Consider the following 21902-nt stretch of genomic DNA (forward strand, 5'->3'; position numbering starts at 1 on the left):
TATTTTTACAATTCCACAGAATCATTTATAAATTCCTTATGAACACACAAGATTTATTAGATCAAATCGCTTTTATAAAAGAAATTGATAAAGTAAAATACATTCAGCGCAAAACGAAACTTTTTAATAGCGACCGCTGCGAAAATGACGCAGAACACAGCTGGCATTTGGCATTAATGGCGATTGTTTTGGCAGAACATTCAAACGAACCGATTGATGTTCTGAAAGTCGTAAAAATGGTTTTGATTCATGATATCGTAGAAATCGACGCAGGAGATGTTTTTATTTATGATACTGTGAAAAGTCATGATAATACAGACGAAGAAAGATTAGCGGCAAATAGAATTTTTGGTCTTTTGCCTAAAAATCAAGCGGAAGAATTAATTGCCATTTGGGAAGAATTTGAAGCAGGAGAAACCAACGAAGCCAAATTTGCAAGATCGATGGATAGATTAGAACCTTTGTTGCAAAATACTTCTAACAATGGCGGAACTTGGAAAGAGTTTGGAGTGAATTACGATAAGGTTTATGAAAAGAAAAGCGTAATCAAAAATGGTTCAACATCATTATGGAAGTATGCTGAAGGTTTGATTAATGAGAGTGTTGAAAAGGGGATTTTGAAGAAATAGTTTAAACCATATAAGTGATGTAAGTTCATTTTAGTTTATTTCTAAATTTATATTTACTTATATCACTTATATGGTTCAAAATTTTAAAAAGAAACTATTGTTTTAAAGAGGCTATTCGGGTTTTAATGGGTAAATTTGTGGAACTTCATAAACAAATTACCACTTATGGAAGAAATGCTCTTTTATGATCGAATGCAATTTGCCTTCACCATTACTTTTCATTATCTTTTTCCGCAACTTACAATGGGTCTTTCGCTGATCATTGTGTACTTCAAATGGAAATACTTAAAAACTAAAGACGAACAATACAATCATGCCACTCATTTCTGGATGAAAATCTTCGCTCTCAATTTTGCGATGGGCGTTGTAACGGGAATTCCGATGGAGTTTCAATTCGGAACCAATTGGGCAAAATTCTCTGAGTTAACTGGAGGAATCATTGGTCAGACACTCGCAATGGAAGGAATGTTTTCTTTCTTTCTCGAATCGTCTTTCTTAGGGATATTTTTATTTGGAGAAAAACTGTTGGGACATAAATGGCATTTTGTAACCGGATTATTAATTATGATTGGTTCTTGGGCCAGCGGATTTTTAATCATTGCAACACATTCGTGGATGCAGAATCCTGTTGGTTACGAAATCTTAGAAAACGGAAAATTTGTACTGACTAATTTTCAAGCTTTATTTTTAAATCCTTGGCTTTGGCCTTCTTATTTGCATAATCAGGCGGCTTCAATGGTAACAAGTTCTTTTGTTGTTGCCGGAATTGGCGCTTTCTATATTTTAAGTAAAAAGAATGTTTCTTTCGGGAAATTGTTCTTAAAAACAGGCGTAATCTTCGGATTGATTTCAAGTGTTGTAGTTGCTGTTCCGACTGGAGATTTAGCGGCTAAAAACGTTGTGAAATACCAGCCAGTAACTTTTGCTGCAATGGAAGGAATTTTTCATACCGAAAAGAAAGGGTCAGAAATTGTTTTAATTGGCCAGCCTGATGTAAAAGACAAAAAACTAGATAATAAAATCGCTGTTCCAAATATTTTAAGTTTCCTGACTTATGGAAATTGGGATCAGGAAATTAAAGGATTAGATCAGTTTGAAGAAGATTTGCATCCGACTAATATTTCTGGTTTGTATTATGCCTATCATATTATGGTCGGACTTGGAACCGTTTTTATTGGTTTAATGGCGCTTTCTCTTTTTCAACTAATTAGAGGGAAATTATTCGAAACCAAATGGCTTTTATGGTCGTTAATGTTCATGATGCCGTTTCCGTATATTGCCAACACAACAGGCTGGTACACGGCCGAATTAGGAAGACAGCCTTGGTTGGTTTATAATTTATTACGAACTTCTGCTGGAGCTTCGCCAACAGTTTCTTCAGGAAATACTTTGTTTACCTTGTTAGGTTTTATTGGTTTATACCTTTTACTGGGAATGTTGTTTTTACTTTTAGTTGGAAAAATTATCAATAAAGGACCACACAATGTGGAACTTTCAACAGAAAAAATATAAGTATGGAATTTTTTTGGTACGTAGTTTTAATGGGAATTCTAGCGGTTTATCTGGTTTTAGACGGCTATGATTTTGGTGCAGGAATTATTCATTTATTTTTTGCCGATACAGAAAAAGATAAAAAAGCGATAACAAGTGCGATTGGTCCGTTTTGGGATGCCAATGAAGTTTGGCTAATTGCAGCCGGAGGTGTATTGTTTTTTGCTTTTCCGACTTTATATGCTTCTTCTTTCAGCGGATTTTATCTGCCTTTGATTATGATTTTATGGCTTTTAATTTTCCGTGCGATCGGATTGGAAATGCGTGGACAAGTACACAATCATATGTGGGAAAGTATTTGGGATAAAGCATTCGGAATTGCGAGTTTACTTTTGGCGCTTTTCTTCGGAATTGCTCTCGGAAATATTGTTCGCGGTGTGAATCTCGGAATGGTTCAAAACGGTGTTTCAACTCAAGAGCCACATTATTTCTTTCTGCCTTTATGGAATCCAACTTTTAGTCCGCAAGCAAATGAATTGGGAATTATTGACTGGTTTACGCTTTTCTTAGGAATTGTAAGTGTTGTGGCATTAACGATTCACGGTGCAAACTGGATTATTTACAAAACGAATTCAGCTTTAAATCCGAAATTGAAAAATGTAGTTTTTAAATTGAACTTTGTTTTGCTGATTTTGGTCTTTATTTCTTTAGGAATTTGGCATTTTATCGAACCAAAACCATTTCATAATTTTATTGAAAATCCGATTCTTTGGTTTTTTCCTTTAATGACTTTTGTTGGAATTGCGGGATTATTCAAAGTTCGTTCTTTCAAAAAAGATGGACATGGTTTTATTTTTTCGACTTTGTTTTTAGTTGGGGGATTTGCGTCTACCGCGGTTTCAATTTTCCCGAATGTTCTGCCTTCGACCAATAAAGTAAATCCGTCATTGACGATTTACAATACTGCCGCTCACGAATATGGATTAAATGCAGGTTTGAGCTGGTTTTTTGTCGCTTTGTTTCTGGTTATTATTTATTTTATTATTCAGTATCGCGTTTTTAGCGGAAAAATGGATGATATTGGATATGGGGAACATTGATTTTTTGTTGCCACGAATTGCACTAATTTACACTAATTTTTATTTCTTTTAAATGAAAAATTTTGCTCTAATAGTATTGACCGCAGTTTTCGTTGTACTAACAAGCTGTGCAAAACAGAATGAAAGTTTACTTGAAAATGAAAATGTATTATTGCAAAAAAAGAATGATTCTTTAAATAGAAAACTGGAAGTGGCCCAAGAAGCAATTGTTGTTTTGCAAGATAAAAATGCTTGGTATGATCCTGAATATGATAATGTAGATTTTAAAAAGAAAGGAATTGTTGACCCAGAAAAATTTATAAAAGAAGAATTAACAAAGAGAACAGATTTAATTCCGTTGCAGCCAACTTTAGGAGGGAATATGTCTTTCGGAAATATTCAATTATTAGGAAGTAAATATTTAATTGCCGATTATGGAGATGGTCATGTTGAAGGTAAAAGTATATTTAGTTACAAATTGAATGATTCTGGAAGATTAGAGTTTAAGTTAGTCGGATTTGAAGAAAATTAGAAAAGTCTTTTATAAATTTAATTGCCTCCAGTTTTAACTGGAGGTTTTTTTGTTTGATTTTGAAAAAGCTTTAGCCAAATTCCTAAGTTTGGCTAAAGCCCTTTATTTGTATAGATTTGTTTACCTCCAGCTAAAGCTTGAGGTAATTCATAGAAGATATTGAAAATTTTCTTAGTCTTCTTTAAAACATTCTATTAATATTTCATTTAATGAAAAACTTTAAAATAATTACATTTTTCTTTCTTTTAAGCACTATAAAAGTATTAGCCTGCTCATGCTATGCACCAAAACCAATTTTAGAATTTTACTCCTCAAAATATGTTTTTGAAGGATTAGTTATAGATAAAAAAATTGCCAAAGATTCTGCTACCTATTCTATAAAAGTTAAGGTGCTCAAGAATTATAAAAAAGCTAATATTCCAAAAGAACTGCGTTTTACATTTTACTATGAGAAAGAGGACTCTGGTGGGAGTTCATGCTATTCGGAAGTTTATAAGAATCAGAAACTACTAGTTTTTGCTTCTGAATATCAAGGGAAATTAGGGTTTAGTATTATGTGTTCCAACTCTCATGTTATTGGGGAAAGAGGAATTGATCCTCTTCTGCAAAAGGTGTTGGATCATGGTAACGAATTTAATTTGGATAGCTACATCTACGATCTTGACTATGCTGTGAACTATGAATTTAATCTTACGAAACCAATTACCAATCTCGACTCCATTTTTAAAGATGCGAAAGCTATAAAATCTGATAAACCATTCGGACTTTTTGCATTGTACATCAATAAAAAAGGAGAATTGATTTCTGTTTTTAATTTTTTTGATTGGTACAAATCTTCTGAAGATTTTAAAATTGACCCGAATTTTGGTTTAATGAAAGAATTTAATGTAAAAAGTAGAAGACCTCTAACGGAATTTGAAATTTACACTATAGAATTGCTGAAAAATTTGAAAGTTTGGGAGTTAAAAAGACATAAAAATACCCAAATTGCTGTTGATTATATGGCTTATATTTCTGTAGATTTTGATGAGAAAACATTGAAATGGACTTATGAATTAAAATAAAACTTTGTAATTTCTTATATTAGAAACATAAACTTCCTCCATTTTTAACTGGAGGTTTTTTTGTTAGTAGCCATCGCTTTATATGAAAAAGTTATTTGGGAAGTAAAAAGGCATAGAACTACTAAAGTTCCTGTGAAATATCTTCGTTATGTTCGAGCAGAATTTGACAAAGAAACTAAAACATGAAAATATGATGTTTAACTTTTTTGAAATAATTAAATTATTTAGGTTATTTTTGTATCAAATTATAAATCAAAATCCCAAATTTTTAGCTCTTTTCTAATAAAGATTTATCTTTTGATTTTTGAAAGAATTAAAAGATATATTGTCCTAAATAAGCCCATTTTATAAGCGTAATCATTTATTAAAGATTTAATTACAACTAAAAGTTATATTCTATAATTTTTATTGTAGGAAAACAAACGAGTTAATGCTTAATATTGCGTATCTAAGAATTTTTCCCCCAAAAGAATTTTTAGAAATCGATTTTTACTAAAAGCTTAAATCTTTTTTACCTACAAATTATTATGCCCTTAACAATTTTAACCGACAAGATTAGATTTTCTTATAAATCTAAAAATTGGCAGTATCATTTTGATGAAATTAAAGAAATTGGATTACTGAAAAAAAGAAAAAAATACTTTCTAGAAAATGGTGCTTTTGCCGCTGTAACAGCCGTAACTTATTATTGTATGCTATTTTCTGATTTAATGGATTTATATTACATCATTCCAGCACTTATATGTTACGCGCTTATTATAACTATCAGATTTAGCGATTCAACAGAATTTGTTTATTTTGTTTTTGTGAGAGATATTTATCAAAATGAAATAAAAACCAAAATTGAATCAAAAGATCGTGCTTTAGTTGGAAAACAAATAGATTACTATTTGGATCTTCAATTCGAAAGAAATATTCAAAAAACAGCTTAAAAAGAAATAGAATGTTTGTATTTGATATTTCCCGTTATGACTTTTTAGTCATAATGGCAGCTTTGATTTACGGTTATTTTATAACGAAAAGAAAAAAATTAACGAAACGCTAAGTCATATATTGCTAATTATGAAGTAGCTTTAAAATACCAAAAATAAGTATAGTTATGTCGTTATTAAAGTAACGGCGGGCTGTTTTAACTATACGGACCCCAAATTACGAAATTATGGCCGCAACGATTAAAAACAAAATAAAGAATATTAGAGAGTTAAAAAATTATACTCAAGAATATATGGCAGAAAGATTAGGTGTGACACAGGCAGGTTACAGCAAAATTGAAAAAGGAAAAACTTCTTTGAGTTATGAAAAGCTGGTAGAAATTGGAAGAATTTTAGATGTCAGCGTAGAAGATATTATTAGTTTTGATTATGATAAGTACTTCAATAATTTCAATAAAATAACAGGAAACAATAACGGAAGTATTTTAATTAACACAGATAATTCATCGGCATTAAAAGAGCTTTACGAAGATAAAATCCAGTTATTGGAAAAACTGCTCAATATTACCGAAAATGAATTGGAGCGATATAAGGATAAGTTTGGAGAAATTTAGAACCAACAAATTTTTAGTTTCATCTTTGTCAAAGTATCAAACTTTGACAAAGATTACTCTACAAGTAAAAACTAAATTCAAAATATAAATTAAAATCGACAAAGATCTACACGACCAGTTGTGATGCGTTAATTCTAAAACAATACTTCTTTGGTGATGATATAAAACCCCATTATGAGAACAAACCAGCCAAAAAGAGGTTTTAGTTTTGTTCCGTCAATTTTTTTAGAAAGCTGACTTCCAATCAGCATTCCGATTAAAGCCATTGCAGAAACACTTAATAAAAAAGTATAATCTATTGGTGTTCCGATGTATAAATCGCCCGCAAAACCAATTGAGGAATTAATGGTTATGATTAATAATGAAGTTCCAACGGCTTGTTTCATTGGTAAATTGGCGAAAAAAAGCAGCGCGGGAATAATTAAAAATCCGCCACCAGCGCCAAGAAAACCAGTTACAATTCCGACCAAAAATCCAATAAAACTTAATTGCAAATAATTGGTTTCGACAGTTTTTACATCGGGCTGATTTTTCTTAATCATCGAAATCGCTGCTGTAATCATCAATACAGAAAAGATTATCATAATTAGAAAATCTTTGGATACCGAATAAGATGCAACACAGAATAAGGTTTTTGCAATTTGAGGAAAAATTACTTCACGAATAATTAGAATCGAAATGATAGAAGGAATAGCAAAATAAAGCGCTGATTTCAATTTCAGATTTCCCATTTTGTAATGGCTGTAACTTCCGAAAAGAGCGGTAAGTCCAACAATAAAAAGAGAATAAGAAGTTGCTTGATCCGGATTTACTTTAAACAAATAAACTAAAATTGGAATAGTTAAAATAGAACCGCCTCCGCCAATTAAGCCAAGTGAAATTCCGATTATGATAGCAGCAAAAAAGCCTAAATATTCCATTGCATTTATTTTAATGCAAAGTTGCTTCGGAAATTAGGATTCTACAGTAACATTTATCACAGAAGATTTTTTTTTAGCGACGAATTCTCGAATTTTCAGGAATTATTCTGTCACATTGAGCGAAGTCGAAATGCTTTGCGGGGCTTCGACTTCGTTCAGCCTGACAACAGGAAATATTTTTGCCACAGATTAAAAGGATTATTAGGATTTCTTTTTAATAAGAATAGAAAAATCCATCTAATATTTTTAATCTGTGGCAAAAAAAAACTATTTCAATAACTCAATCTGGTTTCGGTTGAGTTTGACTAGACCGCGTTGTTCCATTTTTTTGAGTAATCTAGAAACCACTTCGCGAGAAGTATTCAATTCGGTTGCGATTTCTTGATGCGAAAGATTTACTTCAGAACAGCCGCAAGCATCAGAATGTCTTTTTAAATAAAATTCTAAACGTTCGTCCATAGAACGGAAAGCAATATTATCGACTACTTCGAGAACTTCTTCAAAACGGCTTCTGTAGGTTTCAATGACAAATTCATACCAGCTTCTGTGTTCCATCATCCATTTGTCCATTGATTGCAACGGAATCATCATTACAGAAACATCTTCGACCACTTTTGCCATAATCTGACTTTTTTCGCTTTTAACTGTGCAAATCATCGAAATCGCACAAGCTTGACCTGGCTGTAAATAATACAATAAAAACTCGCCGCCATCTTCTCCTTCGCGATAAATTTTGATTTTGCCTTTTGTAATCAAAGCTGTATTTTTAATATACTGTCCCGTGCGCATTAAAATAGTTCCCGCTTCAAAATCCTGAAGAGTTCCATTTTTTTCTATGGTTTCGATAAGTTCGTTGGAGAAATTTGGAAAGATATTTTTTAATGAATTTTGCATGGACTTTAATTTTTTAGCCATGAATTACTCAAATTAATTTGTGGCAATTTGTGTAATTCGTGACAGAGTATTTTATCAAAAAGAAATCAAAAGCTGTGATTGATTGCAAAGATAATAGATTGAAATGGGATTAATTATCAGAAAACTAGATTTCATGTCAATTTTATGTAAATGAAAAAATCCTATTTTCTATCGATTTTGTGGACTGAATTTTTAAAAATAGTAACTAAATTTGTAATTCACTGATTATAATTGTTTCTCTAAAACGTTTTCTGAGAATAATAATCGAAATCGCATTTGGTACGTTTTTTATATATAGAAACGTCGTAATTTTACAAAAACACATTTTATTATGAATTTATCACAAGAAGATTGGGTTGCTCAGTTAAACGCTGACGAAAATGCAGTTATACTTGACGTAAGAACTGAAGACGAATTTAATGATGGCTACATTGAGAATGCTTTAAACATTGATATCAATAAAGGGCAGGGGTTCATTTACGAAATTGAAGAACTAGACAAAAATAAAAATTATTATGTATACTGTCGTTCTGGGGCAAGAAGTGCAAAAGCATGCCAGGTTATGAACGAATTGGGTATACAAAATGCTTACAATTTGCTTGGAGGAATCCTAGATTGGGAAGGCGAAACAGTACAACCATAAAAGAAGAAGAGGCATACAAAAGCCTCTTTTTTCTTTTGAAAATAGAATTACCAGACCATTAAATAACCAAACTATGAGTTTTATACCAGAAGAATATCAGATTAATACGCTGATCAACCAAGACACTTATCTTGTAAACGGAGAATTGAAACAATGGACAGGGCAAACCACACCTGTGTTTTCTACTATTTCTTCAACAGAGAAATATTCTCCAACCTTATTAGGATCTATTCCTTTTATGGCAGAAAAAGAAGCAGCAGAAGTTGTAGAAGCTGCGACCAATGCATACGATATGGGGCAAGGATTATGGCCAACAATGAAAGTTGCCGATCGTATTAAAAGCATGGAGAATTTTGTGAGACAAATGAAAGAAACTCGCGAAGAAGTAGTTAAGCTTTTGATGTGGGAAATTGGAAAAAATCTTGGCGATTCGCAAAAGGAGTTTGATAGAACTGTAGAATACATTCAGGATACTATTGATAGCTATAAGGAACTAAACGGACGCAGCTCGCATTTTGAAAAAGTGCAAGGTGTAAATGCTATGATTCGTCGTGGACCTCTTGGTGTTGTTTTGTGTCTTGGACCTTATAACTACCCATTAAACGAGACTTTTTCATTGTTAATTCCGGCTTTAATTATGGGAAATACAGTGATTTTTAAACCTGCTAAACATGGTGTTTTATGTATTTCGCCATTATTGGAAGCTTTTAGAAGCAGTTTTCCAAAAGGTGTAATTAATATCGTTTATGGAAGAGGTCGCGAAGTGGCGTCTCCAATCATGAAATCTGGAAAAATTGATGTTTTAGCATTAATTGGAAACAGTAAATCGGCGATTGCTTTACAAGATCAGCATCCGAACAAAAACAGATTGCGTTTGATTTTAGGTTTAGAGGCTAAAAATCCAGCGATTATTCTTCCAGATGCCGATTTAGATTTAGCAATTCAAGAATGCATTACAGGAAGTTTGTCTTTTAACGGTCAGCGTTGTACAGCATTAAAAGTTTTATATGTTCACGAATCGATTAGAGAAGAATTCAATAGACGTTTTGCTGAAAAAGTTGACGGTTTAGTTTTTGGAAATCCATGGGAAAAAGGAGTTTCACTAACACCGCTTCCAGAAACGGAAAAGCCAAGTTATATTCAAGGATTAATTGATGATGCAACTTCTAAAGGAGCAGAAATTATCAATGAAAAAGGAGGAAAACATACTGATAATTATATTTTTCCAGCCGTTTTATATCCAGTAAATAAAGAAATGCGTGTGTATCACGAAGAGCAGTTTGGACCAGTTGTTCCTGTTCTTTCATTCAAAGATATTAAAGAGCCGTTGAAAGATATGGCCGAATCAAACTACGGACAGCAAGTGAGTTTGTTTGGTAAAGACATTAAAACGATAGCACCGCTTATTGATGCTTTAGTAAATCTAGTTTGCAGGGTTAACCTCAACAGTTCTTGCCAAAGAGGACCAGATGCTTTCCCTTTTACAGGAAGAAAAGATTCTGCTGTAGGAACTTTAAGTATTCCAGATGCTTTACGTTCTTTCTCGATCCGTACGTTTGTTGCTTCAAAAGATATCGATTACAACAATCAGATTTTGCAGGAATTGCTTAATAGCAAAGAATCGAACTTTATTAATACTGATTACATTTTGTAGTATTCAAGAGTTATATATTAATTGTAGATACCGTCTGTTTCTTCTTGAAGCGGGCGGTTTTTTTCTTTTTAAGATACTAAGGTTCTAAGGTTTTTTTTGGTGACAAAGTAACAAAGGCTCAGAGTTGCAAAGTTGCTGGGTTGATAAGTTCTGTTTAACCATCAACTAAAAACCAAAAACCATCAACAATTAATAATTCACAATTAATAACTAAATTTGTAACATTCGTAGAAAAAAATCCACTAATACGATATCAAAAATTAATTTAAAATACCTAAGAGCTACTTATGGAAAAGAAAATATTGCAATTTGCAGTACTAGCATTTGTTCTTTTTACCCAAAATACCTTTGCGCAAGATCTTTACATGCCACGAAATATTAGAGAGGCTTATGCAAACGGAACACGTTCTAAAGATGGGAAACCAGGAAAAAACTATTGGCAGAATCGTGGAAAATACAATATGGAAATCTCGGTTGATCCAAAAACGAGATTAGTAAGCGGTACGGAAAGTATTATTTATGAAAATAATAGCCAAGATACGTTACGAAATTTAGCTATTCGTTTTGTAAATAACCTTCATAAGCCTTCTTCACCAAGAGGAAGTGAGGTAAGCGACGATTTTTTAAGCGACGGACTGACCATTACTTCATTAAAAATAGAAAATGAAATCTATAAAGAGGATGCCAGAAAATGGGGAACTGTTGGAAATGTGAAACTGAAAAAAGCAATTCTTCCACATTCAAAAATAACGTTAAACATTCAATGGAATTATCCTTTGTCTAAAGAAAGCGGTAGAGAAGGACAGATTGATGAAACGACTTTTTTTGTTGCTTACAGTTATCCTCGTGTTTCGGTTTATGATGATTATAATGGCTGGGACAGATTGCCGCATACAGATCGTCAAGAGTTTTATAATGATTTTAATGATTATGTTTTCTCTGTCAAAGCGCCTCGAAATTATGTAGTATATGCAACAGGAGATTTATTAAATCCAGATGAGGTTTTACAGCCAGAATTTGCTTCACGTTTAAAAAAATCATACACCACAGACGAAATCCTTCATATTGCGAGCGAACAAGAAATGAAAAGCGGCATCGTAACCAAACAATACGATTGGAATGTTTGGAAGTTTGAAGCTAAAAATATCTCGGACGTGACATTTGGTTTAAGCGATCACTATTTGTGGGATGCAAGCAGCGTTGTTGTAGACAAGAAAACAAACAGACGTGCAAGTGTTCAGGCAGCATATAATATTACGGGAACAGATTTCGTAAATTCGGTAAAAAACAATCAATATGCTTTAGATTGGTTTTCTAATAATTGGCCAGGAGTTCCGTATCCATTTTCTAAAATGACCGCTTTTCAGGGATTTGCAGATATGGAATATCCAATGATGTGTAACGATTCGCAAATGGGCGATCCTGTTTTTGCTCAATTGGTACAAGATCATGAAGTGGCGCATACTTATTTTCCCTTCTATATGGGAATCAATGAAACGCGCTATGCTTTTATGGACGAAGGCTGGGCGACGACTTTCGAATATTTAATCGGAATTGCAGAACACGGTAAAGAGGCTGCAGATAAGTTTTATAAAAATTTTAGAGTAAAAAACTATATAGCAGATCGATCTTCAGAACAGGATCAACCTATTATTTCAATGTCTACACAGGTTTCCGGAGCAGGTTATGGAAACAATTCGTATGGAAAAGCTTCTCTTTCTTATTTGGCGTTGAAAGATTTATTAGGTGATGATTTATTCAAAAAAGCACTTCACGCTTACATGGATACCTGGAATGGAAAACACCCAATTCCATGGGATTATTTCAACTCTTTTAATACGGCAACAGGAAAAAACTTGAATTGGTTTTTCAATAACTGGTTCTTTACCAATAATTATTTAGATATTGCAATAAAAGGAATTTCTCCAGATAAAAAAGTTATTACGGTAGAAAATATTGGAGGTTTTGCCATTCCTTTTGATGTAATTATTACCTATGCTGATCAATCAAAAGCAGTACTTCATCAAACACCAGCAGTTTGGGAAAAGAGCCCAAAAACAGTAAAAATTATTTTAAAAAGCACAAAGAAAATCGAACAGATCGAACTTGATGGAGGAATTTTTATGGATGCAACTCCAGAAAACAACATTTTGCATATTAAGTAATAATTTCAAAGAATAACAGCTTATAAGAGTCTCTTTTCTAATAAAAAAGAGACTTTTTTGTTTTTATTTTAAAAATAAGCACTACAAAAATGAGAAAAACCGTAAAGATGTTCTTGAAATAAATTATGTTTGTAAAATAAAAACCTACAAAATAATGAAAAGGACATTGCCCCTAATTGTTTTTTTGATTACTCTTCAGTGTTTTGGACAGACTAATCAAAAAGTTGCATTTCAAAAATGCAAATACGAGTTGGCTATTTCTTATTATGAAAAAGCTGATTTTGTAAAAGCTATCGATTTATTTTCTTTAGCCGCAAAAATTAAACCTGAAAATGAAATTGGCCAGCAAGCCATTAAAAAAGTAGATACGCTGCGAGAAGTTCTAAGAAAAGAAATTCTGGACAACGCTATCGGAACTTGGAAAAAATCAGGAAATCATCCAGTTTGGTCTAATGCTTCAGTAAATGCAAATGAGCAATCTGATTTTGATGAGATTGTCGAGATCACCCAAAATGAAATTGTTTTTTATTCTATGAACAAAAAAACAAAAGAAAAAAAACTTCTTAGAAAAGAAGACTTAATCTACAATGATAAAAGTGATGTAGTTTCATTATTTTCTGAAATAATGCTTTCAGATGGAACAATCTGGAATTGCAGCATTAGTAAAAAAGCTGATGTTTTACATGTAGTTAACGTGGGTATAAAAACAGAAAATGGAATTGAAAAAGTAAAGGCGGATAATGAAGAAAATTATTACGTAAAAATTTAGAAAAAGGGGAATCAGCTGATTCCCTTTTTTTTTGATTAAAAGATTAATGAATGCCTAATTTTTCTAATTCACCACAAATGCTTTATTTTTGAAAAACTAGAAATTATTTAAAATGGAAATCAAAGCAATCAAAGCATCAGATACTTGGCAGATTAGGCATGAAGTAATGTGGCCCGATCAGCCTTTTGAATTTGTTCAGCTTGAAGAAGATAATTTTGGACTGCATTATGGTGTTTTTGAAAATGAGAAACTGGTTTCTATCGTTTCTTGTTTTATTTCAAATGATGAAATGCAGTTTAGAAAATTAGCGACTTTAGATTCCTATCAAGGAAAAGGAATTGCATCTCATTTATTGAAACATATTTTTGCATTAGCACAAGAAAAAAAACTAAAAAAAGTGTGGTGTAATGCCCGAAAAGAAAAAAAAGAATTCTACGAAAAGTTCGATATGGTCGATACTGGGAATGTTTTTACCAAAGCTGGGCAAGAATATACCGTTATGGAGTTTTCGATGTAAGTTGTTTGTTATTAGTGTTTTGTGTGTGTTTTTGGTTTTTAAATGATTCGTTTTATTTTCTTTTTAATTGAAAACGTTTTCGTTTGATATTCAATGTTAAGACTTTCTTATTTTATTTTTTTTGTTCCAATCTTTTATTACTTTCGCACCGAAATGAGAAAGTTAATAGTATTTTTAGTATTCATGAATATGCTTCTGTTCGGCGGAGGCCAGTATTTGAATGCAAATACTTTTGGTATTTCTCATCACCACAATTTTGAAAAGAAACATCGAGTTAAATTCACTAATCAAGATCGTGGATCTTCGACTATTGAAGATGCTACAGATATTGATATCGAAGAGGATCTTCTTGGAAATGATGATGTTGATGGACTTACGAATAAATTTTTTGCTGCTTCTTACAGCTTAGTAGATGAATTGTATCTGGCTCTTTCAGATCAATCTGCAGCAAATGATTCCAATCGTTTTAAAATTTCTACGCCTGTCTTCGGGCATTCAAATCCTTTATACATTACACAACAAGTATTAAGAATTTGATTTTAAGTATACATCGGTTACCTGAGTTTTGATCTCTGCGTATCTTGCTGTTGTATATTTTTTCTACTTCCGCTTATATGACTTTTAAGGTCTGGACTACGGCTGACTGATGCATTTTAACATCCAAAAGGAATTTTTATTCCAAAAGCATTCATAAGCTTAATTTCCAAACTAAATCATGAAAAAAATCATTGTTATCTCAGGCTTAATTGCCTTGGTGTGCTTGACTAGTTGTACATCTAAAAAAGAAGAAAAAGAAGAAGTTGAAAAATTTACGGTTACCAATCCTGTTAAAATCGATACTTCATTCACAAAAGAATATGTTTCACAAATAAAATCTGTGCGAAATATCGAGTTACGCGCACAAGAAAAAGGTTTCCTGCAAAATATTTATGTTGACGAAGGACAGTTTGTAAAAAAAGGACAGCTGTTGTTTAAAATTATGCCAAACATGTATCAGTCTGAATTGCTTAAAGCACAGGCAGAACAAAAATCAGTAGAAATTGAATTACAAAATTCAAAATTATTAGCTGATAAAAATATCGTTTCTAAAAACGAATTAAGTGTGGCTCAGGCAAAATTACAGTCAGCAAAAGCTGAAGTTGCATTGGCAAAATTACATTTATCATTCACAGAAATCAGAGCTCCTTTTGATGGAACAATCGACCGTATTCCTTTAAAATTAGGAAGTTTAATCGATGAAGGCGAATTATTGACAAGTCTTTCAGACAACAGTCAGATGTTTGCTTATTTCAATGTTTCTGAACCAGAATATATTAGTTATGAAACGAATATTAAAGATCGTGCTGATAATAAAGTGAATCTAGTTTTGGCTAATGGAGACATTTTTAAAGAGAAAGGAAATGTTGAAGTTATAGAAAGTGAATTCAATAACGAAACTGGAAATATTGCTTTTAGAGCAAGATTCCCAAATTCTGGAAAATTACTTAGAAACGGAGAAACAGGACAAGTTCAAATGAACGTACCGCTTAAAAATGCAATTGTAATTCCGCAAAAAGCAACTTACGAAATTCAGGATAAAAAATATGTTTTCGTAGTAGGTAAAGACGATAAAGTAAGTTCAAGAGAAATTACTATTACTGGAGAAATTCCTGATTTATATGTAATAAAAAGTGGCATTTCTGAAAACGACAGAATATTACTTGAAGGGGTTCAGAAAGTAAAAGAAAAAGACAAAATTAAATACGATTACCAATCTCCAAAAGAGGTTATCAATCACTTGCGTTTAAAAGCAGAATAAATGAAGTGTTCAGTTATCAGTTTTAAGTATTCAGTAAAATACTGTACTTAAAATTTGCTGACTGGGTATTGATTTCCTTTTAATTTAATCATTTAAAAAATATACAAATGTTTAATAAATTTATTCAAAGACCTGTTCTGTCGATTGTAATATCGCTGATAATTGTCTTTTTAGGGGTTTTGTCGGTATTGAATTTACCAATTACACAATTCCCTACAATTTCACCTCCAATGGTGAATGTTACAGCAGATTATCCTGGATCTAATGGTGAATTGATGGTTAAGGCGGTTGTTATTCCTTTGGAAAGAGCCTTAAACGGTGTTCCAGGAATGAAATATATGGCTTCTGATGCCGGTAACGATGGTGAAGCTACAATTAAAGTGGTTTTTAATTTAGGAACAGATCCTAATCAAGCTGCGGTTAACGTTCAGAATCGTGTGGCTTCGGTTACTAATAAACTTCCACCTTTAGTAATTAGAGAGGGTATCAAAATTACACGAGAAGTACCGAGTATGTTGATGTACGTAAACCTTTATAGTACAGACAAAAATACTGACATGAAGTTCTTGTATAACTACGCTGATATCAACGTTCTTTCTGAGCTAAAAAGGGTAAACGGTATTGGTTCTGGAGATATCTTAGGAACACGTGAATATGCAATGCGTATTTGGTTGAAACCAGATCGTATGTTAGCGTATAAAATTTCTGCTGATGAAATAATGGAAGCATTATCTAGTCAGAGTTTGGAGGCTTCTCCAGGTAAAACAGGAGAAAGTTCTGGTAAACGTTCTCAAGCATTTGAATATGTATTGAAATATTCAGGGCGTTTTACAACAAAAGAACAATACGAGAATATTGTTGTAAAAGCAAATCAGAACGGAGAGCTTTTAAGATTGAAAGATGTTGCGAAAGTTGAGTTCGGAAGCTCGATGTACGATATCTATTCTAATTTGAATGGAAGACCATCTGCGGCTATTGTATTGAAGCAATCTTTTGGAAGTAACGCCAATCAGGTTATTGAAGAAGTAAAAGCTAAACTGGAAAAAATCAAACAAAGATTTCCAAAGGGAATGGATTATGAAATCTCGTATGACGTTTCTAAATTCCTTGATGCTTCTATCGAAAAAGTAATTCACACCTTAGTTGAAGCCTTTATTTTGGTAGGTTTAGTAGTATTCCTTTTCTTAGGAGACTGGCGTTCTACGGTTATTCCGGCAATTGCGGTTCCAGTTTCTTTGGTAGGAACATTTGTATTCATGACATTCTTCGATATTTCGCTGAACTTGATTACGTTATTTGCTTTGGTATTAGCGATTGGTGTCGTCGTCGATGATGCGATTGTGGTTATCGAGGCCGTTCACGCCAAGATGGAAGAGGAACATCTTTCTCCATTTAAAGCAACGAAAAAAGCGATGCATGAAATTGCAGGGGCAATTATTGCGATTACATTCTTGATGGCTGCGGTATTTATTCCTGTTGCGTTTATGTCAGGTCCAGTTGGAGTATTCTACAGACAATTTTCTGTAACTATGGCAACGGCAATTATTCTTTCGGGTATTGTGGCTTTGACTTTAACACCAGCGCTTTGTGCTATGATGTTGAAAAATAATCATGGACAGCCTAAAAAGAAAACACCTGCAAATAGATTTATTGATGGTTTTAACGAAAAGTTCAATTTAGCACAAGGGAAATATCAAAATCTATTAGGTAAAATTGTAAATAGAAGAGTGGTTACAGTTGTAGCGCTTCTTGTTTTCTGTGCTGGAACTTGGATTATCAGCAGTAATGTGCCTTCTGGATTTATTCCGAATGAGGATCAAGGGATGTTTTATGCTGTAATTCAGACACCTCCAGGTTCTTCTTTAGAAAGAACTAATAATATTGCAGAGAGAGTTCAAAAAATTGCAGAAGAAATTGATGGCGTAAAATCAGTTTCGTCATTGGCGGGTTACGAGATTCTTTCTGAAGGTACAGGAGCCAACTCTGGTACTTGTTTGGTGAATCTTAAAGACTGGAACGACAGAAAAGAATCTGTAGTTGAGATTATGCACGAGATGGAGGAAAAATGTAAAGATATTACAGGTGCGAATATCGAATTTTTTCAACCGCCTGCTGTGCCTGGATATGGTGCTGCTGGAGGATTTGAGCTTCGTTTATTAGATAAAACAGGTTCTGGAGATTATAAGAGAATGGAGCAAGTAAATAATGATTTTGTTGCTGAATTAAATAAACAGCCAGAATTATCTAACGTATTTAGTTTCTACAGCTCTAGTTTCCCTCAATATATGATGAAAGTAGACAACGATTTGGCACAACAAAAAGGAGTTTCAATCGAAAATGCGATGAACACGTTGTCAACTCTTGTGGGTAGTAACTATGAAATCAGTTTTATTAAATTCGGAATCAATTATAAAGTAATCGTTCAGGCTTCTCCAGAATATCGTGCGCAGCCAGATGATATCTTGAAATTGTACGTAAAAAATGATCGTGATGAAATGGTTCCTTACTCTGCTTTTATGAGATTAGAAAAAGTATACGGACTTTCAGAAATCACAAGACATAACATGTATACCTCAACGCAAATTAGTGGTTCGCCAGCTGCGGGATACAGTTCTGGTACAGCGATTAAAGTGATTCAGGAAATTGCAGCGAAAAAATTACCGAGAGGATACGATATTGACTGGGCAGGTATTTCTGCCGATGAGGTTGCACAAGGTAATCAAGCTATTTGGGTATTTTTAATCTGTTTAGGATTTGTGTACTTGGTTTTAGCAGCGCAATACGAAAGTTTCATTTTACCGTTGTCTGTAATTTTCTCATTGCCTGCAGGTATTTTTGGAGCATTCCTTTTATTGAAAATTGCAGGATTAGAAAACAATATTTATGCGCAAGTTGCCATGGTAATGCTTATCGGATTATTAGGTAAAAACGCCGTATTGATTGTAGAATTTGCGATACAAAGACACGCAGCAGGAAGATCTGTTTTAGAATCTGCAATGGAAGGAGCAAAAGCTAGGTTCCGTCCTATTTTGATGACTTCGTTTGCTTTTATCGCCGGATTAATTCCGCTTGTTTTTGCAAATGGTCCAGGTAAAATTGGTAACCGAACAATCGGAACTGCAGCAGCAGGAGGTATGCTTATAGGAACTATTTGTGGAGTATTCGTAATTCCAGGATTGTATTACATTTTTGCCAAAATTGCGGAGCGATACAAACTGGTAAAACATGAAGAAGAAAATCCATTAACAGAAGAAATTGACAACAATCATGTATAAAGTTAAATCATATCAATATAGTATTGCATTAGCTGTTTGTCTAACAGTTGCAGGGTGTAAAACCCCTGCGCCTGAGGCAGCAATAACGCCATCTGCACCAGTTCCAGAATCATTTGGAATGACTCAACCTCAGGATGCAAACAATAATGTAGCAACGTTAAACTGGAAAGATTACTTTAAAGATCAAAATCTAGTAGATTTAATAGACGTTGCTCTTAAAAATAATCAGGAACTAAATATTACTTTGCAGGAAATTGAAATTGCAAAGAATGATATTCGAGTTAGAAAAGGGCTTTTGTTGCCAACAGTTGGTGTTCGCGCAGGCGCAGGAGTAGAAAAAGTAGGTAGATATACAAGCCAAGGTGCTGGTGATGCTTCTACTGAAATTAAACCAGGTAAAGAAATGCCAGATCCGCTTGGCGATTTTACGATTTCTGCTTACGCTAATTGGGAAGTGGATATCTGGAAAAAATTGCGAAATTCAAAAAAAGCAGCTTTAAACAGATACTTAGCTACGGTTGAAGGTAAAAACTTTGTGATTACAAACCTCATCGCAGAAGTTGCTGATTCTTATTACGAATTAATGGCTTTAGACAATCAATTGGATATTGTAAAACAAACTATCAAATTGCAGACTAACGCTTTAGAAATTGTAAAAGTTCAAAAGCAAGCTGCAAGAGCAACTGAATTAGGAGTTAAGAAATTTGAAGCAGAAGTTTTGACTTCTCAAAGTCTAGAGTTTGATATTTTACAGCAGATCAAAGAAACAGAAAATAAAATCAACTTTTTGCTAGGAAGATATCCTCAGGAAATTAAGAGAACAAACAACAATAATTTCTTAAGCTTATTACCAGCTGTTGTAACGTCTGGAATTCCATCTCAATTATTACAGAATCGTCCAGATGTAAAACAAGCTGAATTAGAACTAGTGGCAGCAAAATTAGACGTAAAAGTAGCTCGCGCAGAGTTTTACCCATCATTGGATATTTCTGCTGCGGTTGGGGTAAATGCTTTTAAGCCATCTTATTTGTTTACAATGCCAGAATCGCTTCTATATTCATTGGCTGGAGATCTTGTGGCACCATTAATTAATAGAAATGCAATCAAAGCAGAATTTGCAAGTGCAAACGCAAGACAGCTTCAGGCATTATACAATTATGATCGTACGGTTTTAAACGCTTATTTAGAAGTTTCAAATCAATTGTCTAAGATTGATAATCTGCAAAAAGGTTACGATCTTAAATCGAAGCAAGTTGATGCGTTAAATACTTCTATTGATGTTTCTAACGATTTGTTTAAATCGGCAAGAGTAGACTATTTTGAAGTTTTAATGACACAAAGAGACGCTTTAGAAGCAAAATTAGAATTGGTAGATACTAAAAAAGAGCAATTGAATGCTGCTGTCCATGTTTACAGAGACTTGGGCGGCGGATGGAAATAAAATTTGCCTGTTAATTTGTAGTGAAAAAGCCTTTTGGGAGTAAAATCCTGAAAGGCTTTTTTTATATTAAAGAACTGTAAGCCCTTTTTCTTTATAAGGTTTTAAAATTTCGTCTTCTGGAGCAATATTCGTTACCAAAACATCAATGTCTTTGATAGGAGAAACAAAATAAGTTTCTGCGGTATCAATCTTTTCGCTGGAACTCAAAGCAATAATAAAATCAGAATTCTGAATCATATTTTTTTTGATCTGAGAATCATCATATAAGATTCCAGTAAGTCCGCGTTCGTGGTGAATACTGCAAATTCCTAAAATGCAGATATCGGCTCTAAAATTTCTAAAGAAATCAAGAGATTCCATTCCAGCTGTTGTAAATGACGTTTTGCACATTCTTCCTCCCGCAAAAATCAATTCGATATTGGGTAAATCTTCAACCAAAACCGCAACAGGAAAACTATTGGTAATCACAGTTATTTTTAAATCATGAGGAAAACTGGCAACCAAAGCCAAAGAAGTTGTTCCTCCGTCAATAAAAACGACCTGTCCGTCTTTTAGATACGGAAGGGCTTTTTGCGCAATAATTTTCTTGTTTTCAAGATCGTGCTTTTCTCTTTTTCTATAATGCAACGGAATTGGAGAAGGAGCCACCGCACCGCCGCGTACCGCTTTTAAAAGCCCTTGATCCGAAAGCTCTTTCAAATCACGTCTTATGGTATCTTCAGAAACACTCAGATATTCGCTTAATTCTATTGAAGTTACGCGATGTTCTTTTGATAAATATTCTAAAATAGTTTTCTGACGTTCTTCCTTTTTCATTTTTTTTGCGATTTTATATTGCAAAAATAAATAAAATATTGCAATAATTTGCAACTTAGTGCTGTTTTTGCATATTTTGGCAGCAAAATAAAATTACAATGGAAAAGAAAACAATTGCAATCGATATGGATGGCGTGCTTGCTGATGTAGAATCACAGCTGATAGACCATTACAATAAAGCGTATGGAACGAACTTAACAAAAGAAAGTATTCAGGGATTAAGTGAAGAAGAAGCTTTTAAAGAAAGAGATTTATTATTTAAAATTTTAAATAAGGATAATTTTTTCAGAACACTGCCAGTTATGACCGATGCAATAGAAAGCGTTCGTGAATTACAAAAGCATTTCGAAATATTTATTGTTTCTGCTGCAACAGAATTTCCTGTTTCGTTAGCAGAAAAAGTAGCTTGGTTGGGCGAACATTTTCCTTTTATAAAATGGGAAAATATCGTTTTATGCGGAAGCAAAAGAATCATCAAAACCGATTATCTTATTGATGATCATTGTAAAAACCTAGATTATTGCATCGGGAAACCGATTATGTTTACGGCATTTCATAACGTGAACCAAACGCATCATTTAAGAGTGAATAATTGGAAAGAGGCTGTTACCGTTTTAACCGAAACATTATAAGCTGAAAAGGTTATAA

The 21902-nt window shown here is 33.2% G+C and carries 20 protein-coding genes; 17 read left to right on the forward strand and 3 right to left on the reverse strand.

Going from position 1 to position 21902, the window contains the following annotated elements:
- The first annotated feature begins 38 nt into the window (after positions 1–38).
- From LL966_RS00985 to LL966_RS01015, 7 genes are all read left to right on the forward strand, one after another.
- Positions 39–629 (forward strand): HD domain-containing protein, encoded by a 591-nt coding sequence (locus LL966_RS00985; protein WP_229349329.1) that lies wholly within the window; start codon positions 39–41, stop codon positions 627–629.
- Between the two features lie 165 nt (positions 630–794).
- Positions 795–2141, forward strand: coding sequence for a cytochrome ubiquinol oxidase subunit I (locus LL966_RS00990; RefSeq protein ID WP_229349331.1), 1347 nt, complete (start codon positions 795–797; stop codon positions 2139–2141).
- Positions 2142–2143: 2 nt separating this feature from the next.
- A complete protein-coding gene (gene cydB, locus LL966_RS00995; RefSeq protein WP_229349333.1) occupies positions 2144–3220 on the forward strand; it encodes a cytochrome d ubiquinol oxidase subunit II in 1077 nt (358 codons plus the stop codon).
- Between the two features lie 52 nt (positions 3221–3272).
- Positions 3273–3731 (forward strand): hypothetical protein, encoded by a 459-nt coding sequence (locus tag LL966_RS01000; protein WP_229349335.1) that lies wholly within the window; start codon positions 3273–3275, stop codon positions 3729–3731.
- A gap of 209 nt (positions 3732–3940) precedes the next feature.
- Positions 3941–4795 carry a hypothetical protein gene (locus LL966_RS01005; protein ID WP_229349337.1) on the forward strand — a complete coding sequence of 285 codons (855 nt, stop codon included), beginning with the start codon at positions 3941–3943 and terminating at the stop codon, positions 4793–4795.
- A 527-nt stretch (positions 4796–5322) separates the two neighbouring features.
- Positions 5323–5727 carry a hypothetical protein gene (locus LL966_RS01010; RefSeq protein ID WP_229349339.1) on the forward strand — a complete coding sequence of 135 codons (405 nt, stop codon included), beginning with the start codon at positions 5323–5325 and terminating at the stop codon, positions 5725–5727.
- A 227-nt stretch (positions 5728–5954) separates the two neighbouring features.
- A complete protein-coding gene (locus LL966_RS01015; protein ID WP_229349341.1) occupies positions 5955–6341 on the forward strand; it encodes a helix-turn-helix transcriptional regulator in 387 nt (128 codons plus the stop codon).
- A 134-nt stretch (positions 6342–6475) separates the two neighbouring features.
- Here LL966_RS01015 and LL966_RS01020 read toward each other — a convergent pair whose 3' ends face one another.
- Together LL966_RS01020 and LL966_RS01025 are read right to left on the reverse strand one after the other, a co-directional pair.
- A complete protein-coding gene (locus LL966_RS01020) occupies positions 6476–7261 on the reverse strand; it encodes a sulfite exporter TauE/SafE family protein (protein WP_229349343.1) in 786 nt (261 codons plus the stop codon).
- A 267-nt stretch (positions 7262–7528) separates the two neighbouring features.
- Positions 7529–8155, reverse strand: a complete 627-nt coding sequence (locus LL966_RS01025) for a Crp/Fnr family transcriptional regulator (RefSeq protein ID WP_229349345.1) — start codon at positions 8153–8155, stop codon at positions 7529–7531.
- Positions 8156–8507: 352 nt separating this feature from the next.
- Here LL966_RS01025 and LL966_RS01030 point away from each other — a divergent pair, with 352 nt between their 5' ends.
- The 9 genes from LL966_RS01030 to LL966_RS01070 all read left to right on the forward strand — a co-directional run bounded on the left by LL966_RS01030 (position 8508) and on the right by LL966_RS01070 (position 20438).
- Positions 8508–8819, forward strand: coding sequence for a rhodanese-like domain-containing protein (locus LL966_RS01030; RefSeq protein WP_229349347.1), 312 nt, complete (start codon positions 8508–8510; stop codon positions 8817–8819).
- A gap of 73 nt (positions 8820–8892) precedes the next feature.
- Complete coding sequence (locus LL966_RS01035) at positions 8893–10473, forward strand: NADP-dependent glyceraldehyde-3-phosphate dehydrogenase (protein ID WP_229349349.1); 1581 nt, start codon at positions 8893–8895, stop codon at positions 10471–10473.
- Positions 10474–10760: 287 nt separating this feature from the next.
- A complete protein-coding gene (locus LL966_RS01040) occupies positions 10761–12638 on the forward strand; it encodes a M1 family metallopeptidase (protein ID WP_229349351.1) in 1878 nt (625 codons plus the stop codon).
- Positions 12639–12792: 154 nt separating this feature from the next.
- The gene (locus LL966_RS01045; protein ID WP_229349353.1) at positions 12793–13407 is read left to right on the forward strand and encodes a tetratricopeptide repeat protein; all 615 of its coding nucleotides are present in this window, start codon (positions 12793–12795) and stop codon (positions 13405–13407) included.
- A gap of 112 nt (positions 13408–13519) precedes the next feature.
- Positions 13520–13924, forward strand: a complete 405-nt coding sequence (locus LL966_RS01050) for a GNAT family N-acetyltransferase (protein ID WP_229349355.1) — start codon at positions 13520–13522, stop codon at positions 13922–13924.
- 153 nt (positions 13925–14077) lie between these two features.
- On the forward strand, positions 14078–14461 hold the full coding sequence (locus LL966_RS01055) for a hypothetical protein (protein WP_229349357.1): 384 nt from the start codon (positions 14078–14080) through the stop codon (positions 14459–14461).
- Positions 14462–14639: 178 nt separating this feature from the next.
- Positions 14640–15722: an efflux RND transporter periplasmic adaptor subunit gene (locus LL966_RS01060; protein ID WP_229349359.1), complete on the forward strand. Its 1083-nt coding sequence runs from the start codon at positions 14640–14642 to the stop codon at positions 15720–15722.
- A 107-nt stretch (positions 15723–15829) separates the two neighbouring features.
- Positions 15830–18997 carry an efflux RND transporter permease subunit gene (locus LL966_RS01065; protein ID WP_229349361.1) on the forward strand — a complete coding sequence of 1056 codons (3168 nt, stop codon included), beginning with the start codon at positions 15830–15832 and terminating at the stop codon, positions 18995–18997.
- The gene (locus LL966_RS01070; protein WP_229349363.1) at positions 18990–20438 is read left to right on the forward strand and encodes a TolC family protein; all 1449 of its coding nucleotides are present in this window, start codon (positions 18990–18992) and stop codon (positions 20436–20438) included. Before LL966_RS01065 ends, LL966_RS01070 begins: the two co-directional genes overlap by 8 nt.
- Before the next feature lie 66 nt (positions 20439–20504).
- Here LL966_RS01070 and LL966_RS01075 read toward each other — a convergent pair whose 3' ends face one another.
- Positions 20505–21254, reverse strand: a complete 750-nt coding sequence (locus LL966_RS01075; RefSeq protein WP_229349365.1) for a DeoR/GlpR family DNA-binding transcription regulator — start codon at positions 21252–21254, stop codon at positions 20505–20507.
- A 98-nt stretch (positions 21255–21352) separates the two neighbouring features.
- Here LL966_RS01075 and LL966_RS01080 point away from each other — a divergent pair, with 98 nt between their 5' ends.
- Positions 21353–21886, forward strand: a complete 534-nt coding sequence (locus LL966_RS01080) for a 5' nucleotidase, NT5C type (RefSeq protein ID WP_229349367.1) — start codon at positions 21353–21355, stop codon at positions 21884–21886.
- Positions 21887–21902: the final 16 nt, after the last annotated feature.

Source organism: Flavobacterium chungbukense, from assembly GCF_020805785.1.
Taxonomy (GTDB): Bacteria; Bacteroidota; Bacteroidia; order Flavobacteriales; family Flavobacteriaceae; genus Flavobacterium; species Flavobacterium chungbukense.